Below are 20,433 nucleotides of genomic sequence, written 5' to 3' on the forward strand. Positions count from 1 at the left end.
TGTTGATCCTGGATGACTTTGGACTGGCTCACTTGGATAGAAAACAGCAAATGGACCTGATGGAGATCATTGAGGACCGGCATGGAAGATCATCTACCATTATTGCAAGTCAACTTCCTGTGGGAAGCTGGTACGATATTATTGGAGAAGCAAGCATCGCTGACGCGATATTGGACCGACTGGTACACACCTCTCACCGGATAGAATTAAAGGGAGAAAGTCTAAGAAAAAAACTGTAATATTGTCATTAACTTATCTTTTTGACCAAAATCCTTAGGGGGGTCAGTATGGCCAGAATAGGGGGTCAACATCACCAGAATATCCAGCAAATTTCAGAACTTTTCCGTGAAGTAGATGGAGAAGTTGGTTCCCTATCAAAATTCATTGGAGTTAGTAAGGATACTAAAATCTACCGTTTACCTTTATCAACCCGCGCAATGAACGTTTTAAAAGCTATGGATGGTATAGATGTATTGGAAGGTACTACCGAGGATCTAGCGAAGATTTCCTTGCGGGATCTTTTAAAAACTCCACATGCCGGTCACAAAACTATCGATGAGTTTCAAGAGCTTTGTTTGTTTGTAAACCTTCCGATGAAAAGGTAGCACCTTGACTTTAAATCTTCTTCTTAAACTCTGTCAGGGCATTAACAATGGCCGTCTCCAAGTCTCTGTACTCCTCTTGAACATCTGCCTGGTACACCACATTTTCCCCAATATTGTCTTTAGGAATAAATTCGTTGTCCTCAGAGAGAATCCATGCGGGGTTATAGCCCAAGGAATAGTAATACAGAATCAATTTTATGGTAGTTAGGGAAATGGCCCCACGTTCTACATTAACCAAGGTATTATAGTCCATATCAAAACGTTCGGTAATCGATTTAATGGAAAAAGCGCTTGAACGCTTGTTGCCAGTATCCTTTTCTATCAATTCTTCGCGAATAATCTTTAAACGTTCGCTGATATACGCAAAATCCTCAGTGGAGGCTCTCATCATCTCGTCTATATCTTTCATGTATATTATTTAATTGTTTATTACTCCTTATACATTTCTATTGGATAGCTTGAATATAAGGTTTCCAAAATTCCCAAATAACCATTAACCACGTCCGTTTGGTTGATCGCTGAAACTTTTTCAAAAATAGGTATTTCATGTTGCCTACGAAAAGCATCCGCCAACTCCTTACTTGGCATACTGCGATATTCTTTTATAAAATCTTTAGCAATATCTTCGTTTTTCTCCAGAGAGGCCGCTATTTCATCGGTTATTTTCTGTTTGTCAAAAACTGCCAACTTTGGTTTATTTCCCGTACAACGAATGTACTCCCGTTCGACAAGCAAATTGATATCATGGATTACCTTCATGAAATTAGCGTCTAGAACTTTATCTATTTCTTTTTCTATGTACATTCGATCGACCAGCGCAGTAATATATCCTTCTAATTTTTGTATAGCATCAGAATCATCTTTTGTTATTTCCTCCAACTTTTGAAGGTGGTCGAACAATTTCAGTTCAAGAGCCAAAGGAATAAACTGCATTCGTTGTATATGATTACCGTATTGTTCTGTAGCAAATTTTTGGGTGTAGTTAGTATAAAAGTCTAAATAATTAGTCTTACTAAAATCAAGATTTTGCACTATCTCAAAAAAGTTAAGACTGTGAATCAGTTTTAGTTTGGACTCCACTAATTCCTGATGATTTTTACTTTTAAATTTGGTATGGATAGGTATTTCGTATTTCCCTTGGATCTTTTTGGATTCCATATTGGGTTTAAGCAAACCAAAACACAGTTTTTGTTCAATTGGATTTTCAAAGGTATCTGCCACAATCCCTCCGAAGTGGCCTGTAGACATACTGGTGATCTTGCTTTTTGGCAGCAATTCCGAAAGGATAGTGCTAAAATTGACTGTAGTATCATTGTTGGATATTGCCTTGCTCTTTTTTTCTTGATGGATACGCCCAAATATTTCGCTGATCCTACGTGCTGTTTCCCCTTTAGCGGCCCCAGTAAATACATTAGAGCAGTTGTCGAAGATGACTTCCGCCAATTCCCTACCGTAATCTGCTATCAACTGCGTAATACTTTGAATGCCCAACACCGAGGCCACATAATGAGACCTTCCAGTATCGATTATCTTTCGCAGGCCCATTATGAAAACCGTTGGTAGTTCATCTAAAATAAGACCTAATGGCCTACAACCAGGTTTGTTTACTACCTGTAAAATCTTATTGATATACAGGCCTATTGGAGCGGCATAGATTTCTGAACGGTCGGGATTATTCTGAATACAGACTATTTTTGGTTTTTGTGGATTATTGATGTCCAACCTAAAATCGTTACCGGTCATGATATAATAGATTTCCTTGCTGGCCAGCAAGGAAAGGGATATCTGGGCACTTGCGGTTTGGCCGGCCAACTGCTGACCTGCTTGCCGTTCCATGGCATCTTTGAAAGGAATCATCAAACTACGAACTTCTACCTCCGTCATCATAATTTCCAATAAGTATTCAATGTTTATAGTGGATAACGTAATGACATGGGGCAGAGTGCAGATATTTTCACCAGTTTCTTCGGATTTCTTCTTCAAGTACCAGATAAGACCTGAAACAAAGCTAATGGCACTTTTGGAAAAGAAATCACTGCGTTTTATCCATTCCTTGTTCAGATTTTTCATGATAATAGTAGCTGCATCCGCGGCATCGGTCTGGTTACGCATTAAATATGGGTCAATGGGGTTACAGCGATGCGATTTCTCAATATTATCAAAACTCAACGTATAGAAAACAGGTAGTGTGGAAAGCTCGTTGGCATCGATTGTGCGTTCCTTTTTTCTGCGCCAATAGTTATAAGCGACCTTGCTAAGCGTATCGAACTTAAAATCATATATCAATAGCGTAAAGTTCTTTTCTATCATTTGCTCTATAATTTCTTCGATCAAGGCAAAGGATTTCCCGCTACCTGGAGTGCCTATGACCAATAAAGCACGGAATAGGTTGACAAAATTTATCCATCCTTGCCGTAGTTGGCCTTTGTAGTGGTACTCATAGGGAATGTTTACGGAATACTTGGTATCTATGCGATCTTCCATTTGCCGAAACGTTTCGTTCTGGTCATTGAAAGGATCATTTTCTGCCTCATTTGAGAAGTCTATCACTTGGAAAAGATGTACTGAACCGGAAATGGATAATAGAAAACCGATACTATATAAAGTCAAGGAACACCAAAGTAAATTGAGATGATAGACTTTAAAATAACCTGTGATAAATAAAAGTAGACACCCAATTAAAAAATATGAAAGACCCACTATTAAAGAACGGTTCTCTTTTTTCCTGGGATTATAAAGCATTACCGCCCCTAAAATGACCATCACTAGTATAACTCTACTGGGTAATGGCTCTCGTAAAGCTTTAAATCGGTTAAGGAAATCATGGATAATAACGGAGAGTTGTGAATCCCATTCCAGATATTGCACAATCGGGTAATAGGTCATAAATCCTATTGTAGCAAATAAGGTTGCCGATAGTAACATTGCCGAGAATGCAAGATTCTTGTCATTCATGATGAATCTAAGGTGTTACGGAAATTAATTTAGTGTATTATTAAAACATATTGATTCTCCTTTAATTCTATTGATAAGGGTCCATCGGTATCATTTTATAAAGTTTTGTAAATCATTGTTCTTCTTTATTTTTTCATTCCTTTTTTCAGGAGTAAGAGGGACCTTTTCCTTTAGGTGTGCGCTAATTTCATTTAAGGGAATGGTATAGTTAAATTTAAGTCCAAAATCGCATTCCACACTATTGTTGTGTACAGCCTTTATAATGCCAATGTTGGGAGTACCATGAGGCCCATTTATTTTTTTCAATTCAATTTTATCCCCAATGGCCATTTCATTCGGGCTAACGGTTTCCATCTTAATGTATTTCTCCTTCTTGGAGTCCCTAAGGTCATCATTCCAATCCTTTCCTTTAGATTTATGAATAGTGGTCCTAAACGGTAGATAAAGTTCGCTAATGGTCTCTAATAAGGCTTTGAAAAGGTTTTTGTCTCCGTCAGCCTGAATGGTATTAATAATTTCTTGCAAGTAGAATTCCAATAGAATCTTGTCCGAAGTTATTGCCCATTTGACTAAATTGAACATAAGTTTTTCCCTTTTGAAATAGGCAGTCAATTTTTCTTCTATAAATGTGGCCTGATTGTTCAATAAAACCCCATCGCCTGTAGAGTAGTTAAACAGTAGGCTTACATGTCCGTTTCTATAAGAATATTCCACAGATATGTTCGGATTATAAAGGTTCATAAGGCTGGAAAATAACATTATGTCGAACTCATAACCTTTGATGTCATTGTCCATGATGGATATTAAGGTCACCATATTTGACTTTAAGTAAGGTTCGGTTAACTGACCGAAAAACTGTAATTTTTTTTGATACAAATTTCCACTAAATGAGACATAGAAATTATCGGGACTACCATGGAGTTCGTGGTAGGAGAGGAGGTCTAAGCTACTTTCCGCGACTATAATTTTTGAAGGTTCCTTGATGGGGCTGGAATGGAATAGGAAATGATCCTTTTGATTCAGTACCAGACGAAACTTTTTTATTTTGTTGTCGCTTCTGCTTCTATATGATTTGTTGTAGAGAATGTAATTTTGGGGATTACCGTCCAAATCGTACTTTGGAAAGGCAATGTTGGCTATTTTATTGACATTTTCCCCATTGGGATAAGCATTATATATACGACCTTTAAATATTGGATCGTTTAAAGTTGTCCTAGAAATACCTCGTTGTATCCTTAAATAACTGGAGTTACTTAAAGCAGCAATAGTAAAATTATCCTCCAAGGATTTTTTTGTTGCATTGGTATTTCGTACTTCCATAGGGATATTACCCAAATAACCAATCCCATTTACAATTTCTAGTCCGGCTTGCACCGCCTTGTAAAAATTAGTATTTCTGAACATCAAATACCTGAAAAAAAGTCCTTTATCCTGGGAGTCGTTTCGATTGAAATAGGTTACTGGGGCCCGGGCCGTTTGCAGAACAATGCGATCTCTATCGTTTTTGAATTCCATAGAACCTGCACTTTTCTTTATTAACTTATATCCATTCTGATGTAAGTACATAGGAAAATTGGCCTCTGCATTGATTTTCGAAATCAATCTTTTATAATGATCAGGGTCATCTATATAGTTTGGGCTTTGCATTGGAAAGAAGTAAAATAGCCGACATGCCAAGCAGGTCGACTATTATATTGAGTTAGTATAAATGGATTACATGCTTAAGGCGTTATTAAGCTGATTCTTTTTTTTTTCGCCTTCAGCGGTTACATTTTCCTTGGCTTCTTTCTCCTTTACATTGGTTTTGTCCAAATTTCTGTAGAGAAAACGTTGGCCTTTGGCACTCCATCTGACCATATAGGTTAAAGGTCCTTTTTGTGTCTTTCTAATAGTGATTTTTACCTCTTCCCCCTTGTTCAGGTTTTCTGCTTGTTGTTTGGTCAATATTTGACCCAAAACGTACATGTTGGCAGAGAGAGCAGATTTTGTACGGATGTCGTTCAGTTTTGGCTCATAATAGGCAAGTTTTTGAAATGTATCGCCGTTTAAGGAAGTGCCGGTGAACTGAATGGTTTTGCCCTCGTTCACCATATCATGGTATTCATCCTTGGTAAATTGATATTGGTAGGCATTCGCTTCTTCTAGCTTAACCTGTTCCTTACGTTTAATCTGTACGTCTAGTCTGGAACCGTAGGTGGAGTTATATAACATTTGAACCATCTTGATCGATTCCTTCAATTTACCATCATTGATGTATGTGGTTTCGATCAACTGCTCCTTTCCTTCTAGAATAGACTCTTGAATGTTCGGTTCCAGTTTTTCAAAACTTATAAAGGCCCCTTCCATACGTCTTTTCGTGTCGGCCTCAGCAAATTGTTGATCCAAACTTTTTCGGACTTCAACATTCCTACTGTTCTTTAACATTTCAAAGGACGGATTATTACGGGATTTTATTTTGAAGGTTTTATCATCTAAAGATACCGCCTCGCCCTTTTGCCAAACCTGGTTGACATTGACGAATACTTTCTGAATCGTGTTTTCTACTTGCTTTTCCATTTTTGAGTGATTTTTAATTGTTACGGAATTTGAATTTGTTACATTTGAATAACTTTCAGATCAGGAGTGATTTGTGAGTTACGGAATTTGAAGGAAAGAGGGCGGGAGCGCCCTTTTTCCATTTTATAGGGCAATTCTATATTCTTTCAATTGCACCTCCTTCCCTTCACTGACTTGATTTTGAGTGTTTTCCCATTCAGTATACCAATTGTCTGACTTTGGCTTTAGAATATCTATCGTTTTGTTGAGATAGTTTTTGTAATACGACCAAACCAATAATTTGATCGCGTTGGATTCTAGGGGTAACCGAACCTTAATAACTTCGTTGTCCTTGGAAATCATAATACTGTATTTGTTTAACCTTTTTTGGTTTATTATTTTGTTGAATTTCAAAAAGCTTTTGCTCAGCTCTTTATTGTAACGCCTTGTATGGTCGTATAGTCGGGTGAACGATTTTTCATTTCCCATAGGGAATCGCAATAACATATCTCTATCGGTCAAGGTTAAATTAAAATCAGCATCGTTTGTATAGGATATAAAGTGGAGGTCCCGTAAATACCCTTCTATTTTTTTATTTCCCGTAAAGCTTAAAAATAGTTTGTCCACTTTCGTTAGCCTTTGTATCTGGAAAAGTATATCGGTTGTTTGGGAATTGATTGTTCCCAACGCCATATACACTACATTTTTTAATTGAAATTTATTATGGAAGGCCAAAGCTTCCTTGGGGTCACTAAAAAGAAAAAGTCCCTCTATTTTTTTTGGGATATTGGAGTACCAAAGAGAATGTTTTATAGCTGATTCCCCATAGGGAACCACCTTATTACCCATATCTTGGAAGTATCCGCAGACCTCATTCTGCAAATTGAACAAGGGAAATAGGGGGGTACCTTCATCGTTTTGGAATACACGATCCATAAAGGGCGTAGAGATGTCCACCCCCTGATAGAGATTCCCCAAAGCTTCTTCCAGCGGTAATTGGTAGGATAAAAAATGATTAAAGTTCTTTTGAACTATTTTAAGCGTGTTGTCTGGGTTATTCGATATCAATAGCCCTTCGGTTTTCAACACTTTGTTATAATAGTTATCCAGCTTATCCCATATCAGTTCTTTTCCTTCTGATTCAACCTTTGATACATATTCGGTTATTAGGTCGGATGCAGAAAGTTTTTCATGTGGACGTTGTACTTTATAATAGAAATATCCTATTTCGGTATTTATAACTACATAGTGATCCCCACTGTTTTTAAATAAATGGTGGGTATTATTGGATTGCACGAGTCGGAACCCCAAATGTTCAAAGAGATTTGGAAGGTGTATCAGGTGGTCTTTGTTAAGCCAGTTATTCATCCTATTATTAAATATGTTGTTATTTGTATTATATTAGTAACTTTGCGTATAAATACAAATATATGGTTTTTTTTGATTACACAAGGTCATGGAGAAAAAAATCGGGTATCACCAAACCAAAACCGGATAAATCTTTTGGAAAGAAGGAGCTTGCTTATTTTCTCTTGCTTATTCTTATGTGCCTGTTCTATATAATATGGCACAGTCCTTTTGTTTCAGAACAACGACTTGAGGACAGTGCGGCAACAATTGACCGGTATGGAGAACGACTTAAAGTGAATCTAGAATCAAACTCAACTGGTGAGAACCTTACAGAAAGGGAACGTGATCAATTGTTAATGGCCATCGAAGAACGAATAGTTGGTTTTCTATACCAAATTCCCGATTACTCTTACATAAGCTCTTTGGAGACATACCTACAGTACCGGCCTAAGTTATTAGAGCAATTTCCATCAGCCGTCCCGTTGGAAAAAGACAATTTTACTATTACAAGCAACTATGGCATTCGTGTCCATCCTATTACCCGAAAAGAGAAGAAACACTATGGTATAGATTTGGCCACCACGCCAGGAAAAAAGGTATATGCATCGGCATCAGGTACCATCCTGGATATCCTATATTCCAAAAAAGGTTATGGAACACACATTATCATTAAACATCGCTTTGGATTTGAAACATTGTATGGACACCTTAACAAAGTCCTTGTCCGAAAGGGTCAAACAGTAGATCAGCATGAAATCATTGGTATGGTAGGTAATACAGGGAATTCTACGGGATATCATCTGCACTATGAGATATTAAAAAACCAAGTGAAAATTGATCCGCTAGCTTCCTTTGATCTTAAAAAGAAGATTTACGATGAGTTGTTCATGGGTAACCTGGAAACGGAAGGAGAGAAGTAGGTGCTTTTCTTATTATTTATAATACTATAAGCTCCTATTGCCAAAAGTTAGGATTTATAAGTTAATGTGATTCTCGGAAATAAAAGCTTCTATAATGTCCTGTAACAATTTGAAAAAGCCTGAAAATCGAGTTCATAATTATGATTCGATTAAATTCCATTTTACAATTCTTATTTTTAGCTGGAAAATGTACACTATAGCCGAAACATGGAAAAACTCATAGGAGTAATACAACGAGTAACATATCATAACAGGGAAAACGGTTGGACTGTCTTGAGGGTTACCCCTATTGATAAACCCCATGAATTGAAAACAGTAACAGTGCATCAAGCAAATGTGTTTGCCGGAGCAACAATGGAGTTTGAAGGGGAATGGGTGCATCATGCTAAGTATGGGGAACAATTTAAGTCACAAAACACTTTTGAGAGAAAACCTTCCAGCGCATCGGCATTGGAAAAATATATTGGATCTGGTCTGATATATGGAGTTGGTCCTAAAATAGCCAAACGGATCGTAAAGCATTTCGGAAAAGATACCTTGGATGTTTTTGAAGGTGATATTGAAAGGTTGAAGGAGGTTCCCGGAATAGCGCAAACAAAGCTAGAACAAATAGAATCTTCATGGACGGAGCATAGAGAGATTAGAAATGTAATGTTGTTTCTTCAAGAATATGGGGTAAGCACCTTATTTGCAGTTAAGATTTATAAAACGTATGGTAACGATGCAATTAAAATTGTAGAAGACAATCCCTACCAATTATCAAAGGATATTTATGGTATTGGTTTTTTTTCAGCCGATAATATAGCCTTAAGTATGGGGATCGGAAAAGATAGCCCAAAACGAATGCAAGCAGCAGTAAGTCATGTTCTTTCTGCTGCACGAGAGCAAGGGCATTGTTACTTAGAGTTAGAAAACATTCAAAAAGAAGTAAAAAAGCTTTTAAATGAAAACTATAGTGATTTATGCCAAGAGGTAGTGAATCAAATGGAGAAGAATAACGATTTAAAAGTTCGGTTAAAACAAGAAGAAAACCTAGCGGTTAAATGCTATTACTCAAAGTCCTTATATTTTGACGAGTTGCACACCGCAAAAATTACGCAGTCTTTTCTTGAGAATGAGGTGATCATTGATACGGGAAGAGCGGAAAGTTGGTTGAAGCGCTTTAACAAACTTCAAGAATTTCCTTTAAGTGATGAACAATTCAGCGCGGTTCTCGGGATTTGCCAACACCCCTTTTCTATTTTAACAGGCGGACCAGGTTGCGGAAAAACAACCACCACAAAAGCGTTGGTTAAGTTATTATTTGCGATGAAGAAAAGAGTAACACTCGCAGCACCCACGGGCAGAGCGGCCCAACGAATGAGTGAAGTCATAGGAGCAGAAGCACAAACCATACATCGCTTGCTTGTTTGGCAACCGCAAACAGGACAATTCAAGAAAAACGAGGAAGATCAACTGGATACGGATTTTGTCATAATCGATGAAAGCTCCATGCTCGACATTTCCATATCTGCATCTCTTCTAAAGGCGATCCCTCTTTCGGCGCAACTACTCTTTATTGGCGACCCTAATCAACTTCCATCGGTAGGAGCTGGTAATGTGTTGAAAGACTTAATTGAAAGTGAAAAAGTGCCGTGTTTTCATCTGAGAAAAGTATTTAGACAGGCCAACGAAAGCCAGATTATAAAATTTGCACATGAGATAATACACCGCCAAATTCCTCGAATAGAATCGCCCATTCATGTTCCCGACATCTGGAATCAAAAAATAGATTGTCTTTTTATCGATTCGGAAGAAGCCACCAAAGAGCAAATGCTTTTTATTAGGAAAATAAGAAAGTCGATGAGATACGTAATAGATAAGGAGGGTATAGCGTTTATCCGGGAGCAGGGAGATGAAGAATTGGATGACAGCTATAAATCTATAACCCAAGAAGACGATATTTATATAAACACTACTAGTAAAGAAGAAATTGAAAACTTAAAAAGAACAGGGGTCCGTTCTTACATTTTTAATGTTCCTAAAAAGTTCTTGCATACAAATATTGAATCGCTAATGAGATCGGAATCCAATGCGGAAGCATTAAAAGGGATTGTAGAAAACATCCACCCTTGGTCTAGCATTAATTATGGATTTACCGCATCGGAAATGGCGGTAAGGCTCTATACTAAAACAATTAAAGAGCGATTGGGGGAGCATACGGAAGTGCAGATACTTACCCCTATGACCGTTGGAAGTATGGGAACACGTAGTTTGAATCAACTCATACAAGAAACTGCCAATCCTGAAAAAGAAGGTGTAATAAGTTTAAATATTGGTGATCGTACATTTCGTACTGGAGATAGAGTAATTCAGCGAAGAAATAACTACGATTTAGAAGTTTTCAATGGCGATATAGGCTTTATATCTGCTATTGATCACCAATCGAATTGTATGGAAATCACCTATCAAACAGGCGAAAATGAAAGGCAAGTACATTACGAAAAGCAAGACGTTTTAGACCTAGATTTGGCTTATGCCATTACAATCCATAAATCTCAAGGGAGTGAATTTGATGCGGTAATTATTCCTGTAGTATTGCAGCATTTCAATATGCTATATCAAAACTTGATTTATACGGCACTTACCAGGGCTAAGAAAATGGCAATATTTGTTGGAACTCGAAAAGCATTGGGTATTGCGGTTAGAAATATTGATAACCGTACTAGAAAAACGATGCTGAAGACGATCGTACAAAACGATATATAATTTCTAGTCACTATTTATTGGTTAAATCCCTTAAGGGCAAGAAATTAATTGCGCCTTAATTTACTCGATAATCGAGATTAAATGCTCCGAGGCTTGCCTTGAAAATTAAAGTGCTTTTCCTCTAAAATGCCTCATGGGTTTGCCCTGAGATAGTTTACTAATCCTACAAGCTTTGTATGATATAAAGTTAAATCGAACACTCATTAACATATACAGTGCGAGGTCCAAATCTTCGTTAATAATGTTCTGCTAGTATCAGGAAGTTTTAAGGGATTGAAGCAAAACAAAGGATGAGTCCTATATACTATCACATGAAATTAAATCTGTTTACAGGATGCACTCTGCAATTTATTTATGCAAAACAAATAAAATATCCGTCTCATAAAGCTTTTTTGAGTCAGGATATACTGTAAAAAAATGTAAAGTAGATCCTTTTATCAAACAGAAATCGGAAAACAGACGCGGCGGGACAAAGTAAAACTATTCAAATTATACTGGTTTTTGAAAGAAGTGTTATCCTATCTGCGAATATTAAATTACCCAATCACGTATCATTTGCCTATTGAAAAGGTCCTAAAAAAACCAATAGAGGTAGAGCTTTCGCCAAAGAATAAGACGTTCTGAAAATGTATAAGTTGGTGGATAATAGGCAGTAAAAGGGCAAAATGTTGTACCTATGTTGTACCCAATAAAAAAACCCAGAAGACAAATCTCCTGGGTTCCCTTATTTTACTTGTAGCGAGATCGGGAATTGAACCCGAGACCTCCGGGTTATGAATCCGACGCTCTAACCGACTGAGCTACCTCGCCATTTTGGTTTTTTAAACGGCTGCAAATATATAGTTTAATTTTTAGTCTTTCAAAATTAGAACGTAAAAAAATTAATATTCTTCTTTTATTTTTTTATCCTATATAAATATATATATTGACAACCATTAAACACTATATAGTAATGAACGATAAAGTTAAATTTGAAGTTGAATTTGTGATACAGGCTTCACCACAGCTTCTGTATCAATATATATCCACTCCCTCAGGGCTTTCGGAGTGGTTTGCCGATAACGTAAACTCTAGAGGTGAGAAGTTCAATTTTATTTGGGATGGCTCCGAAGAGGAGGCAAAATTGCTAAAACGCAAAAGTGAGGAGTTTGTTAAATTTACCTGGGTCGCCGAGGAAGATGAAAGTTTTTTTGAAATGCGAATTATAGTTGACGAAATAACTAAGGATGTCTCCTTGTTTATTACCGATTTTGCTGAAGAAGACGAAGTAGACGAAGCTAAAATGCTCTGGGAAAACCAAGTGTCTAGTTTAAAACAAGTTTTGGGATCTACTTAATCCTTTAGTGAAATAAATGTATCTTTGGCCTTGATTTTTCAAGGCTTTTTTTATGATTAATTTTAATGGAGACCTCCATTCCAAAGATTCTTTTTTTTTAAACCACAATAATAGAGGACTACGCTACGGTGATGCCCTTTTTGAAACCATAAGGGTGGTTAATGGTAAACTGTTCTTCTGGGAAGACCATTATCTTAGACTAATGGCCTCTATGCGTATTTTACGTATGGAAATACCAATGTCCTTTACCATGGAATTCTTGGAGGAACAGATAATGGAATCAGTTACCGAAAATACGTTGAAGGAAAGTCCGGCACGTGTACGTGTGACCGTTTTTAGGAATGATGGCGGATTCTATTTACCCAATACTAATGATGTTTCTTATATTATTGAGGCTTCTGCACTAGAATCTCCCTTTTTTGTTCTTAATGCGGAAGCATACGAAGTGGAGCTTTTTAAAGACTTTTATGTCAATCCCGATATGTTGTCAACATTAAAAACTAATAATAAGCTTATAAATGTGGTAGGGAGTGTTTTTGCGAAAGAAAATGGATATCAAAACTGTCTGCTTGTAAATAACAATAAAATGGTGGTGGAAGCCCTTAATGGAAATCTTTTCCTAGTTAAAGGCAATCATATTAAAACCCCGCCATTAAAAGACGGTTGTCTAAATGGGATTATCCGCAAAAAATTAATCGGTATTCTAGAAAATCTTGATCATTATGTACTTGAAGAAGCCCCTATTTCACCATTTGAACTTCAAAAGGCAGACGAGCTGTTTATAACCAATGCCGTTGTAGGGATCCAGCCAATTAGTAAATATAGGAAGAAGGAATATGCTACTACCGTAGCTTTGGATCTGATAGGTAAATTAAATGCTGCAGCAAGACTGACCTAAGGAAGGGTATTGAAATTAGTTTAAATTAGGGTTTTCAGGAGAATTGGACCATATTAGATAATTGCCCCCCAATTCTAACATCTTCTCTTTCCAAAATGCATTTGCAGATTTTTGGATGATGGCGCAATGGTACACATTTTCTACCACAATCCAGGATTTAGAGTTGAGCTCTGCTTCCAATTGAAGAGAAGACCAGCCAGAATATCCTAAAAAGAATCGTATATCATCTTCTGATATTACTTTATTGTTGATCATTTCAACAATGCTGTTAAAATCACCTCCCCAATAAATCCCATCGGAAATTTCGATGCTATTTTCTACCAATTCAGGCACCTTATGGATAAAATAAAGATTATCCTGCTCGACAGGACCTCCATTATACACCCTAAAAGGAACTTCAATCTCGGTAACTAGATCGCTAATATTGTAGTTTAAAGGTTTATTTAGGATAAAACCAACGGATCCTTCCTTATTGTGTTCTGCAAGCAGTACAATAGATCTGTGAAAGGAAACATCACCAGAAAGAGTAGGCTCGGCAATAAGTAGTTTGCCTTTTTTTGGTTTTTCCGCAATCATAATATTCTCTTATATCTTCTAAAGTAATGAATTTAATGTAATATAAAAGGGTTTTTTATAAAAAAAAAGCACTTCTGTTGAGAAGTGCTTTAGAAGTATTCTTAGCGTATGACTAGTTTACAGAATTGCTTAAATCTGAACCTGCCTTAAACTTAACAACATTTTTCGCTGCAATCTGAATCGTCTTTCCAGTTGATGGGTTTCTACCTTCTCTTGCATTTCTTTTAGATACAGACCATGATCCGAAACCTACTAAAGATACTCTATCACCTTTCTTAAGAGAACCTTCAACATTTCCTAAAAATGACTCTAATGCTTTTTTTGCTGCTGCTTTTGTAATGCCAGCATCGGCTGCCATTGCATCTATTAATTCTGTTTTGTTCATAATTTCAATAATTAATTGTTATTATTTATATTTTAATACTTCAACAAAATTATACGGATTTGGCAGTAACGCAAGTAAAACGGGGGTAAATCGCTAATTTTGTTAATAACTTCGGGTCATTGTTGATAAAGTTGGACTAATTGTACATTTCTCGCTACATCAATGTACATGGGGGTTTAGCGCATAAAGGCGTTTTTTTCTAGTTTTAATCCATTTAATACTTCTTTAGTCGTCATTCTTCGTTTTCCTGGAAGCTGAATTTCTAGTAGGTTTATGTAACCTCCCATCACCGCAACCTTTAATTCGTTTTTAGTGAAGCTTATAGCACCAAACTCCACCTCATGTTTCACTTCTTCCTTAGTTGCTGAATAAATTTTCATGGTTAATTTGTCCTCTCCATTATAAAGAGTGCTCCAAGCCGTTGGGTAGGGGCTTAATCCTCTAATTTTATCATAAACCTTATTTAATGGTTGGTCCCATGCCAATTCACAAGTATCCTTATGAAGTTTATGTGCGAGTTTTAATTGGCCATCCTCTTTTTGTTTTCTCGGACTTACTTCCCCCGTCATTAACTTTTCTACCGTTTTAACTACAAGTTTGGCTCCAAGCACCATTAATCGATCATGTAGGGATCCCGCGGTATCTTCCTTGCTAATAGCCGTACTGTCCTGTAGTAATATTTCACCGGTGTCTATTTTTTCATCAATAAAGAAAGTGGTGGCTCCAGTCTCTTTCTCTCCGTTTATAATAGACCAGTTTATAGGTGCTGCCCCACGGTAATTGGGTAGGAGGGAAGCGTGAAGGTTAAACGTACCCATAGTAGGTATTGCCCATACTAGCTTAGGTAGCATTCTAAAAGCGACTACCACCTGTAAATCTGGTTTTAAGGATTTTAAGTTGTCTAGGAATTCCTCATCTTTTAAATTGGTGGGTTGTAAAAGCGTTAATCCCTTAGCGGTGGCATATTTCTTAACAGCGGATTCGTTTAATTTTCTTCCCCTACCAGCAGGTTTGTCGGGGGCGGTAATTACACCTACTATGGGAAAACCTTCTTTATGCAAGGCTGCTAAAGTGGCCACTGCAAAATCTGGGGTACCCATAAATACGATTCTCGGTTTTTCCATCATTTGTTTATTTCGTATTGATTTGTTGAATTTATTTTGATTTTCCCGTCTTCCAATAATCCCTGTAACGCTAAAATAACGGAACTCTCCTTATATGTTAGGATACGGATTAAATCTCTGGAACTTTGACTGTTTATAGCTAAGTGCTTAACTATATCCTCTTGTATAATAGCAATAATATGTTGGTCTACGGGATTCTTTTGAATACAAATATCGCATTTACCACAGTCTGAGGATGTTTTTTCACCAAAATAGGAAAGTAGTTGTGTGTTCCTGCAAACCGTACTATTTTTTGCATAGGCCAGAATTTGATTTACATTTTCCGTTTTTATGGCGATGATCTGCTTTATTTTACCTGCAAAAATGTTAATGGTCCGCTCATCTTCCCTTGGGACCAAAAAGGTAATCTCTAAGTCGTTGTGCTGTGCTTGGTAGTCAATAATTTCGTCCTTCTCCATTTTTTCTAGCGTACGTATCACTTCTTTTTCTGATTTATTGACTTTTTTAGCGATTAATAGCACATTTACTTTAGTATTAAAGTCAAATACTCCTCCATAGGTACGTAAAATGGTCTGTATGATGGGAGCCGATACTTTATGTATGTCTAAATAATCGAATATTTCCCTTTTAGAAGCTATAAATCGGATGGTGGTTTTTTGAGAAAAAGATTCTGTAAGGGAGATCACCGAGTTTTGATCTAATATCCGTAGGCCATTATAAGTTAGGTTGCTATTTAACTTATAGGTGTCGCAAAAGGAGTTAAAGGGCAATTGATAGATTTCAAAGCTGCCTTCCCCAAAAGGGATCTGGAAATAATTGTTAAGCTTATTGTAGAGGAGTTTTATAAACGCCACATCGGGTAATGCCCCTAAAAATTGATTGCGTACTTGAGATTCATCCTTTTGGTTTAAGATCATCACAGCGAGAGCCGGCTCCCCATTACGTCCTGCTCTCCCAGCTTCCTGAAAATAATTCTCCATGCTATCTGGAATCTGGTAGTGGACAACCAGGCCAACATCGGCCTTATCTATACCCATCCCAAAGGCATTGGTAGCTACCATTACCTTTACTTTGTTCGCCAACCAATGGTCTAATCGCTCCTCTTTTTCCTTTGTGCTGATTCCACCATGGAAGAAAGTGGCCGTGTGCCCTAACTTAGTTAAATAATTGGCTATTTCCACTGTCATCCTTCTATTTCGAACGTAAACAATGACGCTTGATTTAGCTTCCTGGCACAATTCCCTTAACCTATAGTTTTTATCCTCATCCCAAAACACATTAAAGGCAATATTGTCCCTACCAAAAGAGTCTTTTATTTTTAGGGGCTCTTTAAGATTTAGGTTTTCGCAAATATCCTGGACAACCAAATCAGTTGCTGTGGCTGTTAGGGCTATTACGGGCACATTGGGCACTAAATCTCTTATTATTGAGCACTCTAGATAGGCGGGCCTAAAATCGTTGCCCCATTGCGATATACAATGTGCCTCATCTATAGCGATCAGGTTTACGTCCATCTGCTGAATACGGTCCCTAATCAGGGTTTGTTGTAAGCGCTCTGGGGAGAGGTATAGAAACTTGTAATTGCCGTATAAACAGTTATCTAAAAGTTGGTTTACCTCTTCTTGGGAAATTCCACCAGTTAATGCAATAGCCTTTATTCCTAAAGACCTTAATGCTTCTACTTGGTTTTTTATCAAGGCAACTAAGGGAGATACCACTATACAGATTCCTTCTTTAGCCAATGCAGGAATTTGAAAACAGATCGATTTTCCACCACCTGTAGGAAGTAGGGCCATTACATCCTGTCCGCCTAATACAGCATGGATAATTTGCTCCTGTGAATTTTTAAAATCCTGGAACCCCCAATATTTTTGCAAAATCTCCTTGGGCTGCAGTGGCACTAGATATTTTTTAAGCTATTTAATATAAAAGTAACTCTTTCATCCACGGTTCCTTTGGAAACTTCAATAATGGTGTATCCGTATTCCCTATAGGTTTTTTCTAAAAATGAATGAATGCGCTGAGCTTCCTCAAAACTTTCATATCGCTCATTGTCCGAAGCGTGAATTTCTTTCCATGGAGGGAGTAAAAAAACCACGTCGTACCTATGGGACTTGCATTCCTTCACAAAATGCGGTCCGTAAGCCTGACCAAAGCAGTCCATATATGCCGTGACATCTGGAAGGCCGCGGTCAAAGAAAATTATTGGCTCATCTATTTTTTCTGCCTCTTTAAATTGATTGGCTCTCCCTTCCATAATACGTTGGCTAAAAAGTAAAGGGTCTGTTTTAAACAAGTGCGGAATTCCCTCTTCTCTAGCTTTCAAAGTAATTTCTCGGGAAATTTCCTCAAAACAGAAGTATCCAAGTGCTTCTATTTTGTTGATGATAGAAGTCTTGCCGGTGCTAGGTCCACCCGTGATGACAATTTTTTTAGAATTCAAATAATGAAATTTAGAGTTGCATAAATAGTCTTGCAAAGTAAGGAAATACCATAAAGATTAAAAAATTGACAAGGATACTTTATATATTTGCCAAAAAAAGGGCATGGATCAAAATACAGAGGACGAATTTTATAGTCGACTAAAAGAACAATTATCATCAGTTAGTAAGTGGCCTTCCAATTACTTGTATAAGTTTATTGTTCCTACCAATGAATTGAAAATAAAGGAAATAGAAGATTGTTTTAATAATACTGGGGCTGTAATAGAATCCAAAACATCTAAGAACGCCAAATATACTAGTTTATCCATCACGGTTAATCTAAACAATCCCGACGAAGTTATTGAAAAATACAAGGAAGTAGGGAAGATAGAAGGGGTAATATCGCTATAAAATAGCATATCTAGCATAATTTTATTAATTTGCAACCGTTATTAAGAATACTTCTCTTATCATAACATAAATCATTAGCAAAAACATTTCAATTTGAATTTAGTAGAAAACTTAGAATATAATACTGAGCGCTCAAAGCTTATTATACCCGAATACGGTCGTCATTTTCAAAAAATGGTGGACTACGCGGTTTCCATAGAGGACGATGAAGAGAGAAATAAGGTGGCAAATGCTATCGTTAGTGTAATGGGGAATATTCAGCCGCACTTGCGTGATGTCCCTGATTTTCATCACAAATTATGGGACCAGCTTTTCATTATGTCAGATTTTAAACTGAACGTAGAATCCCCTTTTCCAATTACTTCCAAGGAGACATTGCAAAAAAGACCAGAACCATTAAAATATCCGCAAAATTTCCCAAAATATAGATTTTATGGTAATAATATCAAAAGGATGATAGATGTTGCCGTAAAATGGGAAAAAGGTGATAAACGGGAAGGCTTAGAGTACGCCATTGCCAATCATATGAAGAAGTGTTACCTAAATTGGAACAAGGACACTGTAGAAGATAAGAACATATTTAAACATTTATATGAGCTTAGTGACGGGCAGATAGACCTTGCTAGTGAAGGGGAGAACCTCACAGAAAGTGGTCAATTTTTAAAAAACCGCGTAGCTAAGACTCCTAGAAACTCTTCACCAAAAAAATCTCAAAGAAATCATCCTCGCGGTAAAAAGCGTTACTAATATTTTCCACCTTTTATGGGAACATTTAAAATTGAGGGCGGTCACCAGTTGCATGGTGAGATAACGCCACAAGGGGCAAAGAATGAAGCCCTTCAAATACTTTGTGCAGTACTACTTACTTCAGAGGAAGTAGCCATAACCAATATTCCAGATATTGTAGATGTCAATAAATTAATTTCCTTATTAAAGGATTTAGGGGTAAAAGTCCAGAAAAAAGGTCAAGGTGCCTATACTTTTAAAGCAGATGACGTTAATTTGGATTACCTTCAATCTACCCAATTTAAAGAAGACGGACGCGGATTACGAGGTTCAATTATGTTGGTTGGACCCTTATTGGCTCGTTTCGGAAAAGGATATATTCCAAAACCGGGAGGCGATAAAATAGGACGAAGACGATTGGATACCCATTTTGAAGGTTTTATTAAATTGGGAGCCAATTTCAGGTACAATAAAGAAGAACATTTTTACGGGGTAGAGGCAGAACGTTTGCAAGGAACGTATATGCTATTGGATGAAGCTTCCGTAACTGGAACCGCCAATATAGTAATGGCAGCCTCACTTGCCGAAGGAAAAACCACTATTTACAATGCGGCCTGCGAGCCTTACTTACAACAGCTTTGCAAGATGCTCAATAGAATGGGGGCAAAGATTAGTGGTATTGGATCTAATCTACTGGAAATAGAAGGAGTAGAATCCTTAGGGGGTACAGAACACCGAATGCTTCCAGATATGATTGAAATTGGTAGCTGGATTGGTTTGGCAGCCATGACAAAAAGTGAGTTGACCATTAAAAATGTAAGCTGGGAAGATCTAGGGCAAATTCCTACCGTTTTCAGGAAACTAGGCATACAATTAGAGCGTAGGGGAGATGATATATTTATCCCTGAGCATAAGGATGGTTACGAAATACAAAACTATATAGACGGTTCTATTTTAACGGTATCGGATGCACCCTGGCCAGGGATGACTCCAGATTTGTTAAGTATTATCCTAGTAATGGCTACACAAGCAAAAGGGGAGGTTTTAATACACCAAAAAATGTTTGAAAGTCGACTTTTCTTTGTAGATAAATTGATTGATATGGGCGCTAAAATTATCCTTTGCGACCCACATAGAGCCACCGTAATAGGGCACAACTTTAAGTCCAACTTAAAGGCTACCACCATGGTTTCACCAGATATTCGTGCGGGTGTTTCCCTACTGATAGCTGCCTTGTCTGCAAAAGGTACTTCGACTATCCACAATATTGAGCAAATAGATAGAGGGTATGAGAATATAGATACCCGTCTAAGAGCTATAGGAGCCAAAATAACTAGAGTATAAGGTTGCTTATTTTAACCTTATAGTTTGTAAGAATATAAATAAAACTCCCGTGAAGTTGATTCATGGGAGTTTTATTTTATGTATATGTTCCCTTCCT

Annotated in this window: 19 protein-coding genes and 1 tRNA gene; 9 read left to right on the forward strand and 11 right to left on the reverse strand. The window is 37.2% G+C overall.

What is annotated here, in order from left to right; genetic code table 11:
* A partial coding sequence (locus G466_RS0106590; protein ID WP_026812952.1) for an ATP-binding protein occupies window positions 1–239 on the forward strand: 239 nt, incomplete at its 5' end.
* Window positions 240–260: 21 nt separating this feature from the next.
* Entirely contained in the window at window positions 261–605 is a 345-nt protein-coding gene (locus G466_RS0106595) for a DNA-directed RNA polymerase subunit alpha C-terminal domain-containing protein (RefSeq protein ID WP_157373822.1), read from the forward strand.
* Between the two features lie 10 nt (window positions 606–615).
* Here the strand turns inward: G466_RS0106595 and G466_RS0106600 are convergent, their stop codons facing one another.
* The 5 genes from G466_RS0106600 to G466_RS0106620 all read right to left on the reverse strand — a co-directional run bounded on the left by G466_RS0106600 (window position 616) and on the right by G466_RS0106620 (window position 7,463).
* Window positions 616–1,014, reverse strand: coding sequence for a hypothetical protein (locus G466_RS0106600; RefSeq protein ID WP_026812954.1), 399 nt, complete (start codon window positions 1,012–1,014; stop codon window positions 616–618).
* Window positions 1,015–1,034: 20 nt separating this feature from the next.
* The gene (locus G466_RS21560; RefSeq protein ID WP_051315550.1) at window positions 1,035–3,560 is read right to left on the reverse strand and encodes a type IV secretory system conjugative DNA transfer family protein; all 2,526 of its coding nucleotides are present in this window, start codon (window positions 3,558–3,560) and stop codon (window positions 1,035–1,037) included.
* Between the two features lie 90 nt (window positions 3,561–3,650).
* The gene (locus tag G466_RS0106610; RefSeq protein ID WP_026812955.1) at window positions 3,651–5,207 is read right to left on the reverse strand and encodes a DUF3991 domain-containing protein; all 1,557 of its coding nucleotides are present in this window, start codon (window positions 5,205–5,207) and stop codon (window positions 3,651–3,653) included.
* A 66-nt stretch (window positions 5,208–5,273) separates the two neighbouring features.
* Window positions 5,274–6,116: a hypothetical protein gene (locus G466_RS0106615; protein WP_026812956.1), complete on the reverse strand. Its 843-nt coding sequence runs from the start codon at window positions 6,114–6,116 to the stop codon at window positions 5,274–5,276.
* A 123-nt stretch (window positions 6,117–6,239) separates the two neighbouring features.
* Window positions 6,240–7,463: a hypothetical protein gene (locus tag G466_RS0106620; RefSeq protein ID WP_026812957.1), complete on the reverse strand. Its 1,224-nt coding sequence runs from the start codon at window positions 7,461–7,463 to the stop codon at window positions 6,240–6,242.
* A 62-nt stretch (window positions 7,464–7,525) separates the two neighbouring features.
* Here G466_RS0106620 and G466_RS23060 point away from each other — a divergent pair, with 62 nt between their 5' ends.
* Complete coding sequence (locus G466_RS23060) at window positions 7,526–8,365, forward strand: M23 family metallopeptidase (protein ID WP_051315551.1); 840 nt, start codon at window positions 7,526–7,528, stop codon at window positions 8,363–8,365.
* 207 nt (window positions 8,366–8,572) lie between these two features.
* On the forward strand, window positions 8,573–11,113 hold the full coding sequence (recD2, locus tag G466_RS0106630) for an SF1B family DNA helicase RecD2 (protein ID WP_051315552.1): 2,541 nt from the start codon (window positions 8,573–8,575) through the stop codon (window positions 11,111–11,113).
* A 736-nt stretch (window positions 11,114–11,849) separates the two neighbouring features.
* On the opposite strand, the gene G466_RS0106635 is transcribed toward recD2, so the two are convergent.
* Window positions 11,850–11,923, reverse strand: a tRNA-Met gene (locus tag G466_RS0106635).
* 142 nt (window positions 11,924–12,065) lie between these two features.
* Between G466_RS0106635 and G466_RS0106640 the strand changes: the two genes are divergently transcribed.
* Together G466_RS0106640 and G466_RS0106645 are read left to right on the forward strand one after the other, a co-directional pair.
* On the forward strand, window positions 12,066–12,449 hold the full coding sequence (locus G466_RS0106640) for an START-like domain-containing protein (protein ID WP_026812959.1): 384 nt from the start codon (window positions 12,066–12,068) through the stop codon (window positions 12,447–12,449).
* 52 nt (window positions 12,450–12,501) lie between these two features.
* The gene (locus tag G466_RS0106645) at window positions 12,502–13,347 is read left to right on the forward strand and encodes an aminotransferase class IV (RefSeq protein ID WP_026812960.1); all 846 of its coding nucleotides are present in this window, start codon (window positions 12,502–12,504) and stop codon (window positions 13,345–13,347) included.
* Between the two features lie 15 nt (window positions 13,348–13,362).
* Here the strand turns inward: G466_RS0106645 and G466_RS0106650 are convergent, their stop codons facing one another.
* The 5 genes from G466_RS0106650 to G466_RS0106670 all read right to left on the reverse strand — a co-directional run bounded on the left by G466_RS0106650 (window position 13,363) and on the right by G466_RS0106670 (window position 17,875).
* Entirely contained in the window at window positions 13,363–13,923 is a 561-nt protein-coding gene (locus G466_RS0106650) for a YqgE/AlgH family protein (protein ID WP_026812961.1), read from the reverse strand.
* 112 nt (window positions 13,924–14,035) lie between these two features.
* Window positions 14,036–14,308 carry an HU family DNA-binding protein gene (locus tag G466_RS0106655; protein ID WP_026810360.1) on the reverse strand — a complete coding sequence of 91 codons (273 nt, stop codon included), beginning with the start codon at window positions 14,306–14,308 and terminating at the stop codon, window positions 14,036–14,038.
* Window positions 14,309–14,484: 176 nt separating this feature from the next.
* Window positions 14,485–15,432 (reverse strand): methionyl-tRNA formyltransferase, encoded by a 948-nt coding sequence (gene fmt, locus G466_RS0106660; protein WP_026812962.1) that lies wholly within the window; start codon window positions 15,430–15,432, stop codon window positions 14,485–14,487.
* The gene (locus tag G466_RS0106665) at window positions 15,432–17,333 is read right to left on the reverse strand and encodes a RecQ family ATP-dependent DNA helicase (protein WP_026812963.1); all 1,902 of its coding nucleotides are present in this window, start codon (window positions 17,331–17,333) and stop codon (window positions 15,432–15,434) included. The genes fmt and G466_RS0106665 overlap by 1 nt, the downstream gene beginning before the upstream one ends.
* The gene (locus G466_RS0106670) at window positions 17,333–17,875 is read right to left on the reverse strand and encodes an AAA family ATPase (protein WP_026812964.1); all 543 of its coding nucleotides are present in this window, start codon (window positions 17,873–17,875) and stop codon (window positions 17,333–17,335) included. The genes G466_RS0106665 and G466_RS0106670 overlap by 1 nt, the downstream gene beginning before the upstream one ends.
* 103 nt (window positions 17,876–17,978) lie before the next feature.
* On the opposite strand from G466_RS0106670, the gene G466_RS0106675 reads away from it, so the two are divergent.
* From G466_RS0106675 to murA, 3 genes are all read left to right on the forward strand, one after another.
* Complete coding sequence (locus G466_RS0106675) at window positions 17,979–18,266, forward strand: DUF493 family protein (RefSeq protein WP_026812965.1); 288 nt, start codon at window positions 17,979–17,981, stop codon at window positions 18,264–18,266.
* Window positions 18,267–18,359: 93 nt separating this feature from the next.
* Complete coding sequence (locus G466_RS0106680) at window positions 18,360–19,013, forward strand: DUF4290 domain-containing protein (RefSeq protein ID WP_026812966.1); 654 nt, start codon at window positions 18,360–18,362, stop codon at window positions 19,011–19,013.
* A 15-nt stretch (window positions 19,014–19,028) separates the two neighbouring features.
* A complete protein-coding gene (murA, locus tag G466_RS0106685; protein ID WP_026812967.1) occupies window positions 19,029–20,336 on the forward strand; it encodes a UDP-N-acetylglucosamine 1-carboxyvinyltransferase in 1,308 nt (435 codons plus the stop codon).
* Window positions 20,337–20,433 lie beyond the last annotated feature (97 nt).

It is taken from the genome of Arenibacter certesii DSM 19833, from assembly GCF_000429545.1.
Classification (GTDB): domain Bacteria; phylum Bacteroidota; class Bacteroidia; order Flavobacteriales; family Flavobacteriaceae; genus Arenibacter; species Arenibacter certesii.

What these genes read in the sequence shown, in the direction of transcription:
- G466_RS0106640 (WP_026812959.1), top strand. Translation starts at nt 12,066, where the DNA reads ATGAACGATAAAGTTAAATTTGAAGTTGAATTTGTGATACAGGCTTCA.
- fmt (WP_026812962.1), bottom strand. Translation starts at nt 15,432, where the DNA reads ATGGAAAAACCGAGAATCGTATTTATGGGTACCCCAGATTTTGCAGTG.
- murA (WP_026812967.1), top strand. Translation starts at nt 19,029, where the DNA reads ATGGGAACATTTAAAATTGAGGGCGGTCACCAGTTGCATGGTGAGATA.
- G466_RS0106610 (WP_026812955.1), bottom strand. Translation starts at nt 5,207, where the DNA reads ATGCAAAGCCCAAACTATATAGATGACCCTGATCATTATAAAAGATTG.
- G466_RS0106615 (WP_026812956.1), bottom strand. Translation starts at nt 6,116, where the DNA reads ATGGAAAAGCAAGTAGAAAACACGATTCAGAAAGTATTCGTCAATGTC.
- G466_RS0106655 (WP_026810360.1), bottom strand. Translation starts at nt 14,308, where the DNA reads ATGAACAAAACAGAATTAATAGATGCAATGGCAGCCGATGCTGGCATT.
- recD2 (WP_051315552.1), top strand. Translation starts at nt 8,573, where the DNA reads ATGGAAAAACTCATAGGAGTAATACAACGAGTAACATATCATAACAGG.
- G466_RS21560 (WP_051315550.1), bottom strand. Translation starts at nt 3,560, where the DNA reads ATGAATGACAAGAATCTTGCATTCTCGGCAATGTTACTATCGGCAACC.
- G466_RS0106675 (WP_026812965.1), top strand. Translation starts at nt 17,979, where the DNA reads ATGGATCAAAATACAGAGGACGAATTTTATAGTCGACTAAAAGAACAA.
- G466_RS0106620 (WP_026812957.1), bottom strand. Translation starts at nt 7,463, where the DNA reads ATGAATAACTGGCTTAACAAAGACCACCTGATACACCTTCCAAATCTC.
- G466_RS0106645 (WP_026812960.1), top strand. Translation starts at nt 12,502, where the DNA reads ATGATTAATTTTAATGGAGACCTCCATTCCAAAGATTCTTTTTTTTTA.
- G466_RS0106600 (WP_026812954.1), bottom strand. Translation starts at nt 1,014, where the DNA reads ATGAAAGATATAGACGAGATGATGAGAGCCTCCACTGAGGATTTTGCG.
- G466_RS23060 (WP_051315551.1), top strand. Translation starts at nt 7,526, where the DNA reads ATGGTTTTTTTTGATTACACAAGGTCATGGAGAAAAAAATCGGGTATC.
- G466_RS0106650 (WP_026812961.1), bottom strand. Translation starts at nt 13,923, where the DNA reads ATGATTGCGGAAAAACCAAAAAAAGGCAAACTACTTATTGCCGAGCCT.